This window comes from Methylobacillus caricis (genome assembly GCF_020532705.1).
In the GTDB taxonomy this organism is placed as follows: domain Bacteria; phylum Pseudomonadota; class Gammaproteobacteria; order Burkholderiales; family Methylophilaceae; genus Methylobacillus; species Methylobacillus caricis.
The window spans coordinates 764,314-777,506 of record NZ_JAJAVD010000004.1; the positions used below are offsets into that span (position 1 = coordinate 764,314).

A 13,193-nucleotide genomic window follows, 5' to 3' on the forward strand; every position below is an offset into this window, starting at 1 on the left:
GAGAGTAATTGATGGCAAAGCAGATCATTCATACCGAAGGTGCTCCACAAGCAATCGGGACTTATTCACAGGCAGTCAAGGTCAATGGCAGCACGGTATACCTTTCCGGCCAGATCGGTTTGGATCCTGCCAGCATGGAAATGGTCGATGGCATTGAGGCACAGGTACATCGTGTGTTCAAAAACCTCAAGGCCGTGGCTGAAGCTGCAGGTGGATCCCTGGCTGATGTGGTCAAGCTTAATATTTTCCTGACGGACCTGTCCCATTTCGCATTGGTGAATACCATCATGGCAGAATACTTTACCCAACCTTATCCGGCACGTGCAGCCGTAGGTGTGGCGCAACTGCCCAGAAGCGCCTTGGTGGAAGCTGATGGCGTGATGGAGATCGGCGCCTAATCCTTTCCATACGTGATGTGCCATCCAGATTGTGCGAATAGGCCCTAGAGAATGGCGCAGCCAATTCCCGGCAATACCAGGCTTGATGGACTCAAGGGCTTCACCAAAGCGTTGGTGGCCCGGTTGCAGAAACTTGGCATCTTCAACGTGCAGGGCCTGCTGCTTCACATGCCGTTAAGGTATGTCGATGAAACCCGGATCAGTGCAATTCGTGATTTGCGCAGTGGTGAGCAGGCCCAGGTGCAGGGCGAAATCGTACATGCGGAGGTGCAATACCGTCCACGCAAGGCCTTGATCTGCCGACTGCGGGATGAGTCGGGCCAGATCAGCCTGCGTTTCCTGCATTTCTATCCGAGCCAGGTGGCCAGCCTCAAGGTTGGGACTCATGTCCGGGTTTTTGGTGAAGTCCGGGGCGGGTTTTTTGGCTGGGAAATGGTGCATCCTCAATATCGTGCGGTTGCAGAGGATGAGCCGGTACAGGAAGCGCTGACCCCGGTCTACCCTACAACTTCTGGCTTGACCCAGGCGAGTCTACGCAAAGGGATTTCCTGGGCGCTGGCGCATGCGGATCTGGCCGAAACCCTGCCCGAAGAGATTTACCATAGGCTCAATCTGCCGGGATTTGCTGCCAGTCTCCACAGTTTGCATCATCCGCCGCCCAATGCTGATCTTTATAGCCTGCAAGAACGGAACAGTCTGGCATGGAGGCGGTTGGCTTTTGATGAGCTGCTGGCCCAGCAACTTTCCATGCGCCAACATTATGCAAGGCGGCGACAACAAGGTGCTCCCGCATTCAAGCCATCACGCCAGCTGATCACTGGATTGCTGCGCAGCCTGCCGTTTGCCCTGACATCCGCCCAGCAGAAAGTTGCCATGGAAATCTGCCGGGACCTGGAGCAAGCCCACCCCATGCAGCGGTTGCTGCAGGGTGATGTAGGCAGCGGAAAAACCATAGTGGCTGCAATGGCAGCCTTGCAGGCCATAGAAAATGGCTGGCAGTCAGCAATCATGGCGCCAACGGAAATCCTGGCCGAGCAGCATTACCGCAAGATGCAATCATGGCTGGAGCCCTTGGGCATACGCGTAGCCTGGCTGGCTGGCAGCCAGGGCAGGAAAGAGCGCCGTGTCATGCTGGACAGCATTGCCAGTGGTGAATCCCAGCTTGTAATCGGTACCCATGCCCTGTTTCAGGACCAAGTGCAATTTTTCAGGCTAGGTCTGGCAATCGTTGACGAACAGCACAGGTTCGGTGTGCAGCAACGCCTCTCATTGCGACAGAAGGGGGTACAGCCCCATCAGCTCATGATGAGTGCAACCCCTATCCCACGTACCCTGTCCATGAGTTATTTTGCCGATCTTGATGTGTCTGTGATTGATGAGCTGCCGCCTGGGCGTACCCCGGTGGTGACACGTCTGGTGTCTGATGCCCGAAGGGATGAGGTGCTGGAGCGTGTGCGCGAAGCCTGCATGCAGGGCAGACAGGCATACTGGGTATGTCCCTTGATTGAAGAGTCTGAAGCCTTGCAGTTACAGACGGTGATGGAAACCTACGGGATCCTGCAAACCTCTTTCCCTGATCTGCGGGTGGATTTGGTGCATGGACGCATGAAGGCGGCGGAAAAACAGGCTGTCATGGCTGCGTTCAGTGGTGGCGAGACCCAGTTGCTGGTGGCCACAACTGTCATTGAAGTTGGTGTGGATGTACCGAATGCCAGCTTAATGGTGATAGAACATGCGGAGCGCATGGGATTGTCGCAATTGCATCAATTGCGCGGACGGGTCGGGCGCGGAGCGGAAAAAAGCAGCTGTATATTGCTTTACCAGGATGGCAAGCTGTCTGAAACAGCGCGGGCACGACTCAAGATTATTTATGAGTCCAGTGATGGGTTTGCCATCGCCAAGGCAGATCTCGCATTGCGTGGGCCGGGCGAGTTCATGGGCATCCGCCAAAGCGGTGTGCCCATGCTCAGGATTGCAGACCTGGAACGTGATGCCGACTTGCTGGAGGCTGCCATGGCGATAGCCGAGCAATTGCTGCAACAGCCTTCACAGGCTGCCGCTGTCCATCTGCAACGCTGGCTGGGGCATGCGGAAGAATTGGTCAAAGTTTGAGATAATCCACTTGTGAAAGCATTCTTCTATCCACACAAAGCGCGGGATCGCTGGCCGAACAAGCCGGTTGGAAGTGCTGCGTATAGACCCTGGCTGATTGATGGGGGCTCCCTGACGAGGCGCCTGCAAGCGCGGTGCCGGCAATTCTCCGTGCGCCCTGTGCATGTGCAGCAGGCCAAGCCGCATCCCAGTGAGGCACGGCTCTTGCGCAGCCTGCCGAGGCGCAAGGCCTTGTTGCGGGACGTGCATCTGCAATGCGAGGCCAACCCTGTCGTGTTTGCCCATAGCGTACTGCCATATGCTGCCATGCAGGGCGCATGGCGTGGCTTCGTCAACCTGGGTACGCGGTCATTAGGCAGTACCTTGTTCTCCGACCCAACAATGCGCCGTACACCCCTGCAGTATAAAAAGCTGGGCCGACATCATTTTCTTTACCGCCGTACTGCTGCGGGCTTAGCGGAATTGCCGAATGTATTATGGGCCAGGCGCTCTGTATTTTCCTTAAAACGCTCGACCATCCTGGTGACGGAGATATTCCTACCAGCAGTCCTACAATTGAAGCAGCAAGGCGACGTTTAACATGAGCGTGCAATTACATACAAACTGGCGACGGAAAATGAATGCCTATATACGCCTGACCAGGCTGGACAAGCCCATAGGCATATTGCTATTGCTGTGGCCCACGTTATGGGCATTGTGGATCGCGGGGCAGGGCAGGCCGGATTGGCTGGTGGTATTAGTGTTTATCGCTGGCACGGTATTGATGCGTTCTGCAGGCTGCGTCATGAATGATCTGGCCGACCGTGATTTTGATGGCCACGTAGAGCGGACACATTTACGACCATTGGTCACGGGCGAGGTTAATGTTAAAGAGGCCATCACGCTGGCCGTAATTTTGAGCCTGGTGGCTTTTGGCCTGGTCTTGTTGCTGAATGGCCTAGTCATTGTGCTTTCATTTGCGGCACTCTTCCTCGCCATCACTTATCCCTTGACCAAGCGTTTCCTCTCAATTCCGCAGGCATATCTAGGCATTGCATTCGGTTTTGGTATCCCCATGGCGTTTGCCGCATTAACGGGGGAAATCGCTACTGAGGCATGGATCATGTTGCTGGCCAACGTGTTCTGGGCCGTTGCCTATGATACTGAATATGCGATGGTGGATCGTGAGGATGACCTCAAGATAGGCATACGTTCGTCCGCCATTTTCTTTGGTCGTTATGATGTGCTGGCTGTCATGGTCTGTTATCTGGCCTTCCTGGGCTTGATGGCCTGGGTGGGCTTCAGGCTGTACCTATCGTGGCCATATTATGCCGGGCTGCTGGTGGCTGTAACGATAGCGGGGTATCATTACAGCCTGATCCGTGACCGTCAGGGCGGGCCTTGTTTCAAGGCATTTCTGCATAACAACTGGTTGGGTGCAGTGGTATTCTTGGGGCTCCTGTCAGCCGCTTATCTTTAAGCATGCTTTTTAAGTATTCATGCGGATTGAAATTTTCGCCCGATAAATGTTTGACAAAGCGCCCCTCAGTGACTTACAATCCGCCTCTTAATTTTTTCAGCGAATATTGGTTTGTCCGATGAAGACCTTTTCTGCAAAAGCGCATGAAGTAAAGCGCGACTGGTTCGTAGTAGATGCTACGGATTTGGTGCTGGGCCGTTTGGCGAGTGAGATTGCACACCGTCTGCGCGGCAAGCATAAAACTATTTACACACCGCACGTTGATACGGGCGATTATATCGTTGTGGTCAACGCCGACAAGATCAAGGTAACTGGCAACAAGGTGCTGGATAAGCAATACCACCGCCATAGCGGCTACCCAGGTGGTATTTCCACAACGACCTTCGGTAAGATGCAAGAGCGTTTCCCAGGCCGTGCCTTGGAAAAAGCCGTCAAAGGCATGCTGCCAAAAGGCCCGTTGGGTTACGCCATGTTCCGCAAGCTCAAGGTGTATGCTGGCGATAAGCATGACCATGTTGCACAACAGCCGCAACCATTGAAAATCCAAAGTCAAGCGTAAGGATAAGCAGCGATGATTGGTAATTATAACTACGGTACAGGCCGCCGCAAAAGCTCGGTAGCTCGTGTATTCCTGAAGTCCGGCAGCGGTAACATTGTTGTTAACGACAAGCCAGCTGACGAATATTTCTCTCGCGTGACTTCACGCATGATTTTGCGTCAGCCGCTGGCCTTGACTGAAAACGAAGGCAGCTTCGATATTCTGGTGAATGTAACTGGCGGTGGTGAATCAGGCCAAGCTGGTGCAGTTCGTCACGGCATCACTCGTGCATTGATCGATTACGATGCAGCGCTGAAGAGTGCCCTGTCGAAGGCAGGTTTCGTTACACGTGATGCACGCGAAGTAGAGCGTAAGAAAGTCGGCCTGCGTAAAGCACGTCGTCGTAAACAGTTCTCCAAGCGCTAAGCTTTACTGTTGTCGTATTATCAAAAAGCCGCACTTGTTGCGGCTTTTTTGTTTTGGGTTTTTAAAAGTTAACAGCCTTTTGTTACTATTAGTCTTTCCAGGTCGATGCCGTCCACGCATTGATCACCACAGAATGGTGTTTCGGATATGCAAGATAAAAAAATTAAGGCAGGTATTGTAGGCGGGACGGGTTATACCGGGGTCGAGTTATTGCGCTTGCTGGCACTGCATCCCCACGTCGAGCTGGTAGCGATCACCTCACGCACGGAGGCAGGCTTGCCAGTTGCGGATATGTATCCCAGTTTACGGGGCTATGTTGACCTGCAATTTACCAATCCTGCAGATTCTGGTCTGCAGGGCTGTGATGTCGTATTCTTTGCAACACCGAATGGTGTGGCCATGCAGCAAACGCGTGCCTTGCTTGATCAAGGTGTGAGAGTGATAGACCTTGCCGCTGATTTTCGGATTAGCGACGTCAAGGTATGGGAAAAATGGTATGGCATGACACATGCCTGCCCTGATCTATTAGGGCAGGCAGTATATGGTTTGCCTGAACTAAATCGTGACCAGATCAAGGGGGCACGACTTCTGGCTAATCCAGGTTGCTATCCGACAGCCGTCCAGTTGGGATTCATGCCTTTGCTAGAAGCGGGAGTGATTGACAGCGATCATCTGATTGCAGATTCCAAGTCCGGGGTGAGCGGGGCTGGCCGCAAAGCGGAAACTCATACCCTGTTTGCCGAGGCGGGTGATAATTTCAAGGCATACGGAGTGGCGGGTCACAGACATCTGCCCGAGATCAGCCAAGGCCTGGCACTAATGGCTGATGCAGCTAAAGTGGGTTTGACGTTTGTTCCGCATCTGACACCGCTGATTCGTGGTATACATGCGACGCTCTATGGCAGGCTGACCAAGGATGTAGATGTACAAGCGCTGTTTGAACAGCGTTATGCCCAAGAGCCTTTTGTTGATGTGTTACCTGCTGGAGCCCACCCAGAAACCCGTTCAGTACGCGGTTCCAATCAATGCCGCATCGCGGTGCACAGGCCGCAGGGCGGCGATACGGTAGTGGTGCTTTCCGTGATTGATAACCTGGTAAAGGGCGCGGCAGGGCAGGCGGTACAGAATATGAATATCATGTTTGGGTTTGATGAGACAAGCGGCCTTAACATAGTGCCCTTGCTGCCTTGATGCTGGGATCTGGTCATGAAGCGATTATCGCGTCGTTTCAAGCGGCACTTTAACAGACCAGGCAGGCGCGTTGCGATCAAATCGCACCGCGCCTGGTACTGGCAAGCCCTGGCGGCCGTATTGCTGGTAGGCATAGGTTACTTGCTGGCCTACTGGCATTTGACGATAGGTGCCAAGTTCAGCCCGACTTTCCATGTCAGCCCGGTGTTGACTGATGAAGCCCTCTTGGCCAAGGTGGTGTTTGCTGAACGCCAGTTGCAAGTGCAGCGTGCAATGCAAGAGGGATTGGCAAAAGAACTGGCTGGTGTGCAGGAAGAAAGCATGAAGCTCAAGGAAAGTGTGAATTTCTACCAAAGTATCCTTGAGGAAAACGCCAGCGGTGATAGGGCGAAGCTTAATAGTTTCAAGCTGGAAAAAGGCAAGGCTGCCAATCAATACCAGTATCACTTGGTGTTATCCCAACAGGGGTCACACAGCAAGGCAATACAGGGCAGCCTGAAGCTTGCCCTGGAAGGCACAGATGCAACAGGTACCAAGGTCAAGATGCCATTGAAGAATGATCAGGACAATGCTGCACAAATCAAGATCAATTTCCGGTATTACCAGCGTGTGGACGGTAGTTTCACTTTACCCGATGGTGTTACCGGCGAAATGGTAGAGGCCAGTTTTCTTGAAAACGGGGCTAAGCAACCCAATATTAGTCAAAAGGTTGGCTTGCCGGGTTAAGTGTTTGGCAATACTTACTGAGGATCAGCATGTTTTCCAAAAACAAGAACAAACCGCAAAGTCGCATAGATACACTGATTGGTGCTGAAGCACGCATTGAAGGAAATGTCTCGTTCAGTGGCGGATTACGTGTCGATGGTAGCATCAAGGGCGACGTGAATGAGACAGGAACCCCGAGCATGCTGGTGATACAGGGTAGTATTGAAGGTGCTGTGACGGCTGCACATATTGTATTGAATGGACAGGTAACGGGTCCCGTACGTGCCAGTCAATATCTGGAGCTGCATGCCAAATCAAGAATTAATGGAGATGTCTACTACAAGTCGCTGGAGATCCATACTGGCGCCATTATCGAAGGCCAGTTGGTGTATATCGGCGATACAGAAATCCAACGTACTACAGGACTGCCTGCGGATAAAGATTGACCCTGAAAGTCAAGCGCAGGATAATGAATTCAGTTTAGGATTTAAGGAGTTAAATTATGAACGCTGTGACAGAAGCAATTCCAAGCCCATTGGTTTTTACCGAGAATGCTGCCAAGAAAGTCAAAGAGCTGATCGATGAGGAAGGTTCTCCCGATCTCAAATTGCGTGTATTTGTCAGCGGGGGTGGTTGTTCGGGTTTCCAATATGGGTTCACGTTTGAGGAAACCGTGAATGACGACGATACGCAGGTAGAGAAAGATAGCGTGACATTGCTGATTGATCCAATGAGCCTGCAATATCTGGTAGGAGCTGAAATCGATTATCAGGATAGCCTGCAAGGTTCCCAATTTGTGATTCGTAATCCGAATGCCACGACGACCTGCGGTTGCGGTTCTTCCTTCTCTGCATAAATTGCAGGCAATTTGTAGTACGTAATTAAAAAAGGGGCTATGCCCCTTTTTTATCTTATGCTCCAGATGTTACCGCTGATCAAGCGGCATAAAATCACGTCGGGCCGAACCAGTATATAACTGGCGAGGCCTGCCGATTCTGGAGCCAGGGTCTGACATCATTTCATTCCATTGGGCTACCCAGCCCACAGTGCGTGCCAGGGCGAAGATTGCCGTGAACATGGAGTTCGGGATGCCCATGGCACGCATAACGATACCGGAGTAGAAGTCCACATTAGGATATAGCTGTCGGCTGACAAAGTATTCGTCTTCCAGCGCAATTTTTTCCAGCTCCAGTGCCAGCTTGAACATAGGGTCGTCATGCAGACCCAGTTCATCCAATACCTGGTGGCAGGTCTGGCGCATGATGGCCGCCCGTGGATCCATATTGCGGTAGACACGGTGGCCAAAGCCCATGAGGCGGAAAGAGTCGGTTTTGTCCTTGGCGCGCTTGATATATTCACCAATACGGCTGATGTCGCCAATTTCTTCCAGCATTTTAAGCGTGGCTTCATTGGCGCCGCCATGTGCCGGACCCCATAGTGAAGCAATGCCAGCAGCGACACAGGCAAACGGGTTTGCCCCACTGGAGCCAGCTAGCCGGACGGTAGAAGTGGAGGCGTTTTGCTCATGGTCTGCATGCAGAATCAGGATGCGTTCAAATGCCTTGGCCAGCACGGGGTTAGGCTCGTAATCTTCACATGGTGTTGCAAACATCATGTGCATGAAGTTTTCAGAATAGTTGAAACGATTCCTAGGATACATAAATGGCTGGCCAATATTGTACTTGTAGCTCCAGGCTGCAATCGTTGGTACTTTGGCCAGTAGTCTGTGGGCAGCGAATTCACGGTTCTTCGGGTCGCTGACATCAATTGCTTCATGGTAGAAGGCTGACAGTGAGCCAACTACACCCACCATCACTGCCATCGGATGGGCATCGCGCCTGAATCCACGGAAAATATGTGTCAGTTGGTCATTCACCATGCTATGACGCGTAATCGTGTTGGTGAAGCTGGCTTTTTGTTCAGCATTTGGCAGCTCACCATATATTAGTAGGTAGGAGACTTCCATGAAGTCTGAATGCTCAGCGAGCTGTTCTATTGGGTAGCCGCGATAAAACAGCAATCCTTGTTCACCATCAATAAAGGTGATGTTGGAATCACAGGATGCAGTGGACAGGAAACCGGGATCATAGGTAAAAATACCGTGTTTGCCCAAGCTCCGAATATCAATGACACTCGGGCCTAAGTTGCCTTGTAATACAGGAAGCTCGATAGGTGCGGAACCATCATCGAAAGTAAGTGTGACTTTGCTTGGTTTCATAGTTCTGGATTCAAGATGATTGTATGTTCACAAAATCACGCAGCATAAACTGCGCCAAGTATTCTTGGGCCCCTGGCGCCAGTGACGGCAGGCAGGTTACCCGGTAGACCATGTAATGCCTGGCGTGCCAACCAGGCAAAGGCGGCAGCTTCCACGGAGTTAATGGCAAGCCCAAGCTCATCGCTAAGCCTGATTGTTACAGGCAGCAGCAGTTGCCGCAAGCGTTCTAGCAAAACGCTATTATAAGCGCCACCACCGCATACATACAGCTCATCTACATTAATGCAGTTCTGTGTCACCGCTGTGGCGATAGAAGCTGCGGTCAGCTCCAGAAGTGTGCGCTGTACGTCTGCTGGTTGATATTTCCGGTGCAGTTTCTTCTGTAGCCACGCCATGTTGAATGTGTCCCGCCCAGTGCTCTTGGGGGCGGCTTGTGCAAAAAATGGCTCTTCGAGCAATTGTTCCAATAATGCAGGGATGACTGTGCCGCTGGCTGCCCATGTACCATCAGCATCATATGGTTTGCCTTGGTGGTGCTCTATCCACGCATCCATCAGCATGTTGCCCGGGCCCGTATCAAATCCTGTGACAGGGCTATCAGGAGGCAGGTCTGTGAGATTGGCGATGCCGCCTATGTTGAGCACTACGCGATGTATCGTTGAATCTGCAAAGGCGGCGTGATGGAAAGCGGGTACGAGCGGCGCACCATGGCCACCCGCAGCCAGGTCTCGGCTGCGGAAGTCTGATATCACTGCTATGCCGGTTAGCTCCACCAATAAAGCGGGATTGAATATTTGCAAGGTGAAGCCCAACTCGGGCCTGTGTCTAATGGTCTGTCCGTGACAACCTATTGCCGTAATATGCGAGGGGTGCAGGCCGGCCTGATGAAGCAATTGGTTTATATTATCCGCGTATAAATGCGAAAGCCTATTGCTGGTGACGGCGGTGACTTCAAGCTCATTCGTTGTGGGATGATGCAATGTCAGTAATTGCTGGCGCAAGTCGGCTGGATAAGGCGTGAACTGCTGGCGCACTACCTGGCAATGTTTCCCATCCAGTTCGACAATAACGCTATCGGCGCCATCAAGGCTGGTGCCTGACATCAGGCCGATAAATAACGCGCGAGACACTAGTCCAGTGAAGCAACGGCGCTTGCGCTCAGCAGCCTGAGTTGCGCAGAAAGGCTTTCGCTATGTGCAAGGAAGTCCGCCTTGTATTGCGGTGCAATTGGCACTGCAGCTGGTAGCGCCACCTTGAGCGGATCACGATGCACGCCGTTCAGCAAGAATTCATAATGCAGATGTGGGCCAGTAGCCATACCGGTCATGCCGACAAAGCCAATGATGTCGCCCTGGGAAACTTTCATGCCATTGCGCAGGCCAGGGGTGAAACGCGAGAGATGGCCATAAACTGTACTGACTCCATTGGCGTGCTGGAGGTAGATCACATTGCCATAACCACTCTTGACGCCAACAAAGTTGACTACGCCATCAGCCGGTGCCTTGATGCGGGTACCGATGGGTGCAGCGAGATCAACGCCCTTGTGTGCACGCATTTTTTGCAGAATTGGATGGAAGCGGCCCATGGTGAAACCCGAGCTAATGCGCGTGAATTCCAAAGGTGAACGCAGGAAGGACTTATGCAGGCTTTTCCCTTCAGGGGTGTAATACGCTACTTTACCTTCTGGATTGCGGTACATGACGGCTTTATAGGTTTTACCCTGATTCGTGAACTCAGCGGCTAATACTTGGCCGGTGTTCACCAAACTGCCATTGTCATATTTCGCTTCATAAATTACAACGAAGCGATCACCCTTGCGTAAATCAGTGTGGAAGTCGATATCGGAAGAGAAAATCTCGGCCATCTGAATGGCAATGGCATCTGGGATATCCGCTGCGTCGGTGGCAGCAAACAAAGAGCTTCTGATTTCCGCAGTCTTTAATACATTATGTACTTCAAGGACAGGTTCGCCAGTTTTGGCTTGATAACCGGAATCTGTGCGATCAATGGTTAGTGTGGATGTTGCACTTAACTGGTATTGCAGCTTCAATAACTCGCCGTTTTCATTGACTTGAGCCTGAATAGAACGGCCCGGTCGGAGTTGGGAGGCCAGCGCACTGGCCTCTGGATTGCGTCGCAGGAACTCAAGGGCCTCACTGTTTTGTACATTCAACCTGTCCATCAAGCTTGCCAGAGTGTCGTCGCGGCGTACTTGGTCGGCTTGCCAGTAATTCTGGCTGGCGAGGTTGTCTGAAACTAAAGGGGCATTAAGTTCTGGAAGTTCAATCTGTTCCACGATTGTGGAAATTGCGATGTCTTGAGTTGATGTCTGAGGGGCAATACCAAAAGCGGTAATGATGCCAAATAGAGGTAGGCTGGAAATAGCAAGCAACCAACGCAGGCGCAGCTTTCGTTCTTTTAATGCAGGATTTTGCGTTAAAATAACTTCTTTATGGCTCTGCTCAGTCTGCTGCACTGGTCGCTACCTCTTTACTGTTTCAAAACAATGATGGGGCATGCTAACAGAAAAATTCGGCATGGTGAAGGCAAACCGCACTTAAGATACGGATATTAATCAGATATGGCGAATTTGAATGATGACCTGGCGCTGATCAAGCGCGGGATAGAGGACCTGATCGGCGAGCAGGAGTTAACAGAAAAACTCAAGCAGGGAAAGCAGCTACGCATCAAGGCCGGTTTTGATCCTACAGCCCCTGATCTTCACTTGGGGCACGCAGTCCTTATTAATAAGTTGCGCCAGTTTCAGGATATGGGCCATCAGGTGCTGTTCCTGATTGGCGACTTTACCGGCATGATAGGTGATCCTACAGGCAAGAGTGCAACCCGCCCTCCTTTAACTGAGGAGCAGGTGCAACAGAATGCCAAGACTTATCAAGAGCAGGTATTCAAGATACTCAAGCCTGAGCAGACTGAAGTCGTGTTCAATTCTACCTGGATGAACAAGCTTGGGGCTGCTGGCATGCTCAAGCTGGCTGCCACTCATACTGTAGCACGCATGCTGGAGCGCGACGACTTTGAGAAGCGCTATAAAAGTAATCAGCCTATCGCCATCCATGAATTTCTCTACCCCTTATTGCAAGGCTACGATTCGGTCGAGTTAAAAGCAGATCTGGAGCTTGGTGGTACCGACCAGCGCTTTAACCTACTGATGGGACGCGAACTGCAAAAGCATTATGGGCAATCACCACAGTCCGTTTTAACTGTTCCCTTGCTAGAAGGCTTGGACGGCGTGAATAAAATGTCCAAGTCGCTAGGCAACTATATAGGTATAGCAGAACCGGCCAATGCCATATTCAGCAAATTGATGTCGGTGTCCGATGAGTTGATGTGGCGTTATATCGATCTTTTGTCGTTTGAGTCGATTGCTACCGTAGCGCAATGGAAAGGGGCCGTAGCCAATGGTGAGAATCCACGCACTATAAAAGTACGCTTCGCACAGGAAATCGTTGCACGCTTCCATAACCAGGGTGCGGCAGAGGAGGCCCTGGCCGATTTTGAGCTCCGCTCTAAAGGCGGTATTCCGGATGAAGTGCCAGAAGTGGCTATCTATATAGAGCAAGACTCAATAGCGATTGGCCCCTTGCTCAAGCAAGCGGGGTTGGTTGCAAGTACGTCCGAGGCTTTCCGCATGATAGAGCAGGGCGGCGTAAAGCTTGATAGTGAAAAGGTAACGGATCGGAGTTTGCATATTGGCCTTGGGGCAGTGGTAGTTGCACAAGTAGGAAAGCGCAAGTTTGCGCGCATAACTGTCAGTAAGTGATGCAGCAAAAACGGATCTATATGTAATTAATTTGTAACAATGGCAAAAAGGGCTTGACCAAAATTCTGGGGTACGTAGAATGCGCACCTCGCTTCAACGGCGGGGCTCGCGGGAGAGTTTGAAGAAATGAAAATTCTCCTTGACCAGTTAGAAAAGGTCTGTAAAATGCGCGGCTCGCTTGAGAAAGCGAAGTGCAGTTAAGCGGTTTGAAATTAGTTTCAAAAACAGCTTGACCGGTTCGAAAGAAACTGTAAAATGCGCGGCTCGCTGAGAGAGGTGTGGTAAGCGAAGTTGGTGAAGAAGTTGATAGTAAATAATTTCGAAACTGACTTGACCGAGTAAATAAGGTCTGTATAATGCGCCCC

At 51.6% G+C, this 13,193-nt stretch carries 15 protein-coding genes; 11 read left to right on the forward strand and 4 right to left on the reverse strand.

All coding sequences use genetic code 11. From position 1 onward, the window contains the following. Positions 1-11: 11 nt before the first annotated feature. The 10 genes from LG200_RS13910 to erpA all read left to right on the forward strand — a co-directional run bounded on the left by LG200_RS13910 (position 12) and on the right by erpA (position 7,685). Positions 12-398, forward strand: coding sequence for a RidA family protein (locus LG200_RS13910; protein ID WP_226758223.1), 387 nt, complete (start codon positions 12-14; stop codon positions 396-398). 51 nt (positions 399-449) lie between these two features. Then, positions 450-2,510 (forward strand): ATP-dependent DNA helicase RecG, encoded by a 2,061-nt coding sequence (recG, locus tag LG200_RS13915; RefSeq protein WP_226758224.1) that lies wholly within the window; start codon positions 450-452, stop codon positions 2,508-2,510. Positions 2,511-2,522: 12 nt separating this feature from the next. Continuing rightward, entirely contained in the window at positions 2,523-3,089 is a 567-nt protein-coding gene (locus LG200_RS13920; protein WP_226758225.1) for a chorismate--pyruvate lyase family protein, read from the forward strand. 1 nt (position 3,090) lies between these two features. Further along, the gene (gene ubiA / locus LG200_RS13925; protein WP_226758226.1) at positions 3,091-3,969 is read left to right on the forward strand and encodes a 4-hydroxybenzoate octaprenyltransferase; all 879 of its coding nucleotides are present in this window, start codon (positions 3,091-3,093) and stop codon (positions 3,967-3,969) included. A 118-nt stretch (positions 3,970-4,087) separates the two neighbouring features. Next, positions 4,088-4,528: a 50S ribosomal protein L13 gene (gene rplM / locus LG200_RS13930; protein WP_226758227.1), complete on the forward strand. Its 441-nt coding sequence runs from the start codon at positions 4,088-4,090 to the stop codon at positions 4,526-4,528. Between the two features lie 12 nt (positions 4,529-4,540). Further along, positions 4,541-4,933, forward strand: coding sequence for a 30S ribosomal protein S9 (gene rpsI / locus LG200_RS13935; RefSeq protein ID WP_226758228.1), 393 nt, complete (start codon positions 4,541-4,543; stop codon positions 4,931-4,933). 147 nt (positions 4,934-5,080) lie between these two features. After that, on the forward strand, positions 5,081-6,124 hold the full coding sequence (gene argC / locus LG200_RS13940) for an N-acetyl-gamma-glutamyl-phosphate reductase (protein ID WP_226758229.1): 1,044 nt from the start codon (positions 5,081-5,083) through the stop codon (positions 6,122-6,124). Between the two features lie 15 nt (positions 6,125-6,139). Beyond that, positions 6,140-6,850 (forward strand): DUF6776 family protein, encoded by a 711-nt coding sequence (locus tag LG200_RS13945; RefSeq protein ID WP_226758230.1) that lies wholly within the window; start codon positions 6,140-6,142, stop codon positions 6,848-6,850. Positions 6,851-6,879: 29 nt separating this feature from the next. Next, a complete protein-coding gene (locus tag LG200_RS13950; protein ID WP_226758231.1) occupies positions 6,880-7,275 on the forward strand; it encodes a bactofilin family protein in 396 nt (131 codons plus the stop codon). A gap of 56 nt (positions 7,276-7,331) precedes the next feature. Then, positions 7,332-7,685, forward strand: coding sequence for an iron-sulfur cluster insertion protein ErpA (erpA, locus tag LG200_RS13955; protein ID WP_226758232.1), 354 nt, complete (start codon positions 7,332-7,334; stop codon positions 7,683-7,685). A gap of 69 nt (positions 7,686-7,754) precedes the next feature. On the opposite strand, the gene gltA is transcribed toward erpA, so the two are convergent. Genes gltA through LG200_RS13970 form a run of 3 tightly spaced genes read right to left on the reverse strand, consistent with a single transcriptional unit; the run spans position 7,755 to position 11,523 of the window. Continuing rightward, positions 7,755-9,047, reverse strand: coding sequence for a citrate synthase (gltA, locus tag LG200_RS13960; protein ID WP_226758233.1), 1,293 nt, complete (start codon positions 9,045-9,047; stop codon positions 7,755-7,757). Positions 9,048-9,082: 35 nt separating this feature from the next. Continuing rightward, entirely contained in the window at positions 9,083-10,177 is a 1,095-nt protein-coding gene (locus tag LG200_RS13965; protein ID WP_226758234.1) for an anhydro-N-acetylmuramic acid kinase, read from the reverse strand. Further along, positions 10,177-11,523 carry a peptidoglycan DD-metalloendopeptidase family protein gene (locus tag LG200_RS13970; protein ID WP_226758235.1) on the reverse strand — a complete coding sequence of 449 codons (1,347 nt, stop codon included), beginning with the start codon at positions 11,521-11,523 and terminating at the stop codon, positions 10,177-10,179. The genes LG200_RS13965 and LG200_RS13970 overlap by 1 nt, the downstream gene beginning before the upstream one ends. Before the next feature lie 105 nt (positions 11,524-11,628). Between LG200_RS13970 and tyrS the strand changes: the two genes are divergently transcribed. Further along, positions 11,629-12,828, forward strand: coding sequence for a tyrosine--tRNA ligase (tyrS, locus tag LG200_RS13975; protein WP_226758236.1), 1,200 nt, complete (start codon positions 11,629-11,631; stop codon positions 12,826-12,828). 147 nt (positions 12,829-12,975) lie between these two features. Here the strand turns inward: tyrS and LG200_RS13980 are convergent. Beyond that, positions 12,976-13,193 (reverse strand): hypothetical protein (locus tag LG200_RS13980; RefSeq protein WP_226758237.1); only part of this gene is annotated, 218 nt, incomplete at its 5' end.

Coding starts and splice junctions, on each gene's coding strand:
- rpsI (WP_226758228.1), top strand. CDS start 4,541: ATGATTGGTAATTATAACTACGGTACAGGCCGCCGCAAAAGCTCGGTA.
- rplM (WP_226758227.1), top strand. CDS start 4,088: ATGAAGACCTTTTCTGCAAAAGCGCATGAAGTAAAGCGCGACTGGTTC.
- recG (WP_226758224.1), top strand. CDS start 450: ATGGCGCAGCCAATTCCCGGCAATACCAGGCTTGATGGACTCAAGGGC.
- LG200_RS13945 (WP_226758230.1), top strand. CDS start 6,140: ATGAAGCGATTATCGCGTCGTTTCAAGCGGCACTTTAACAGACCAGGC.
- argC (WP_226758229.1), top strand. CDS start 5,081: ATGCAAGATAAAAAAATTAAGGCAGGTATTGTAGGCGGGACGGGTTAT.
- erpA (WP_226758232.1), top strand. CDS start 7,332: ATGAACGCTGTGACAGAAGCAATTCCAAGCCCATTGGTTTTTACCGAG.
- LG200_RS13950 (WP_226758231.1), top strand. CDS start 6,880: ATGTTTTCCAAAAACAAGAACAAACCGCAAAGTCGCATAGATACACTG.
- LG200_RS13910 (WP_226758223.1), top strand. CDS start 12: ATGGCAAAGCAGATCATTCATACCGAAGGTGCTCCACAAGCAATCGGG.
- gltA (WP_226758233.1), bottom strand. CDS start 9,047: ATGAAACCAAGCAAAGTCACACTTACTTTCGATGATGGTTCCGCACCT.
- tyrS (WP_226758236.1), top strand. CDS start 11,629: ATGGCGAATTTGAATGATGACCTGGCGCTGATCAAGCGCGGGATAGAG.
- ubiA (WP_226758226.1), top strand. CDS start 3,091: ATGAGCGTGCAATTACATACAAACTGGCGACGGAAAATGAATGCCTAT.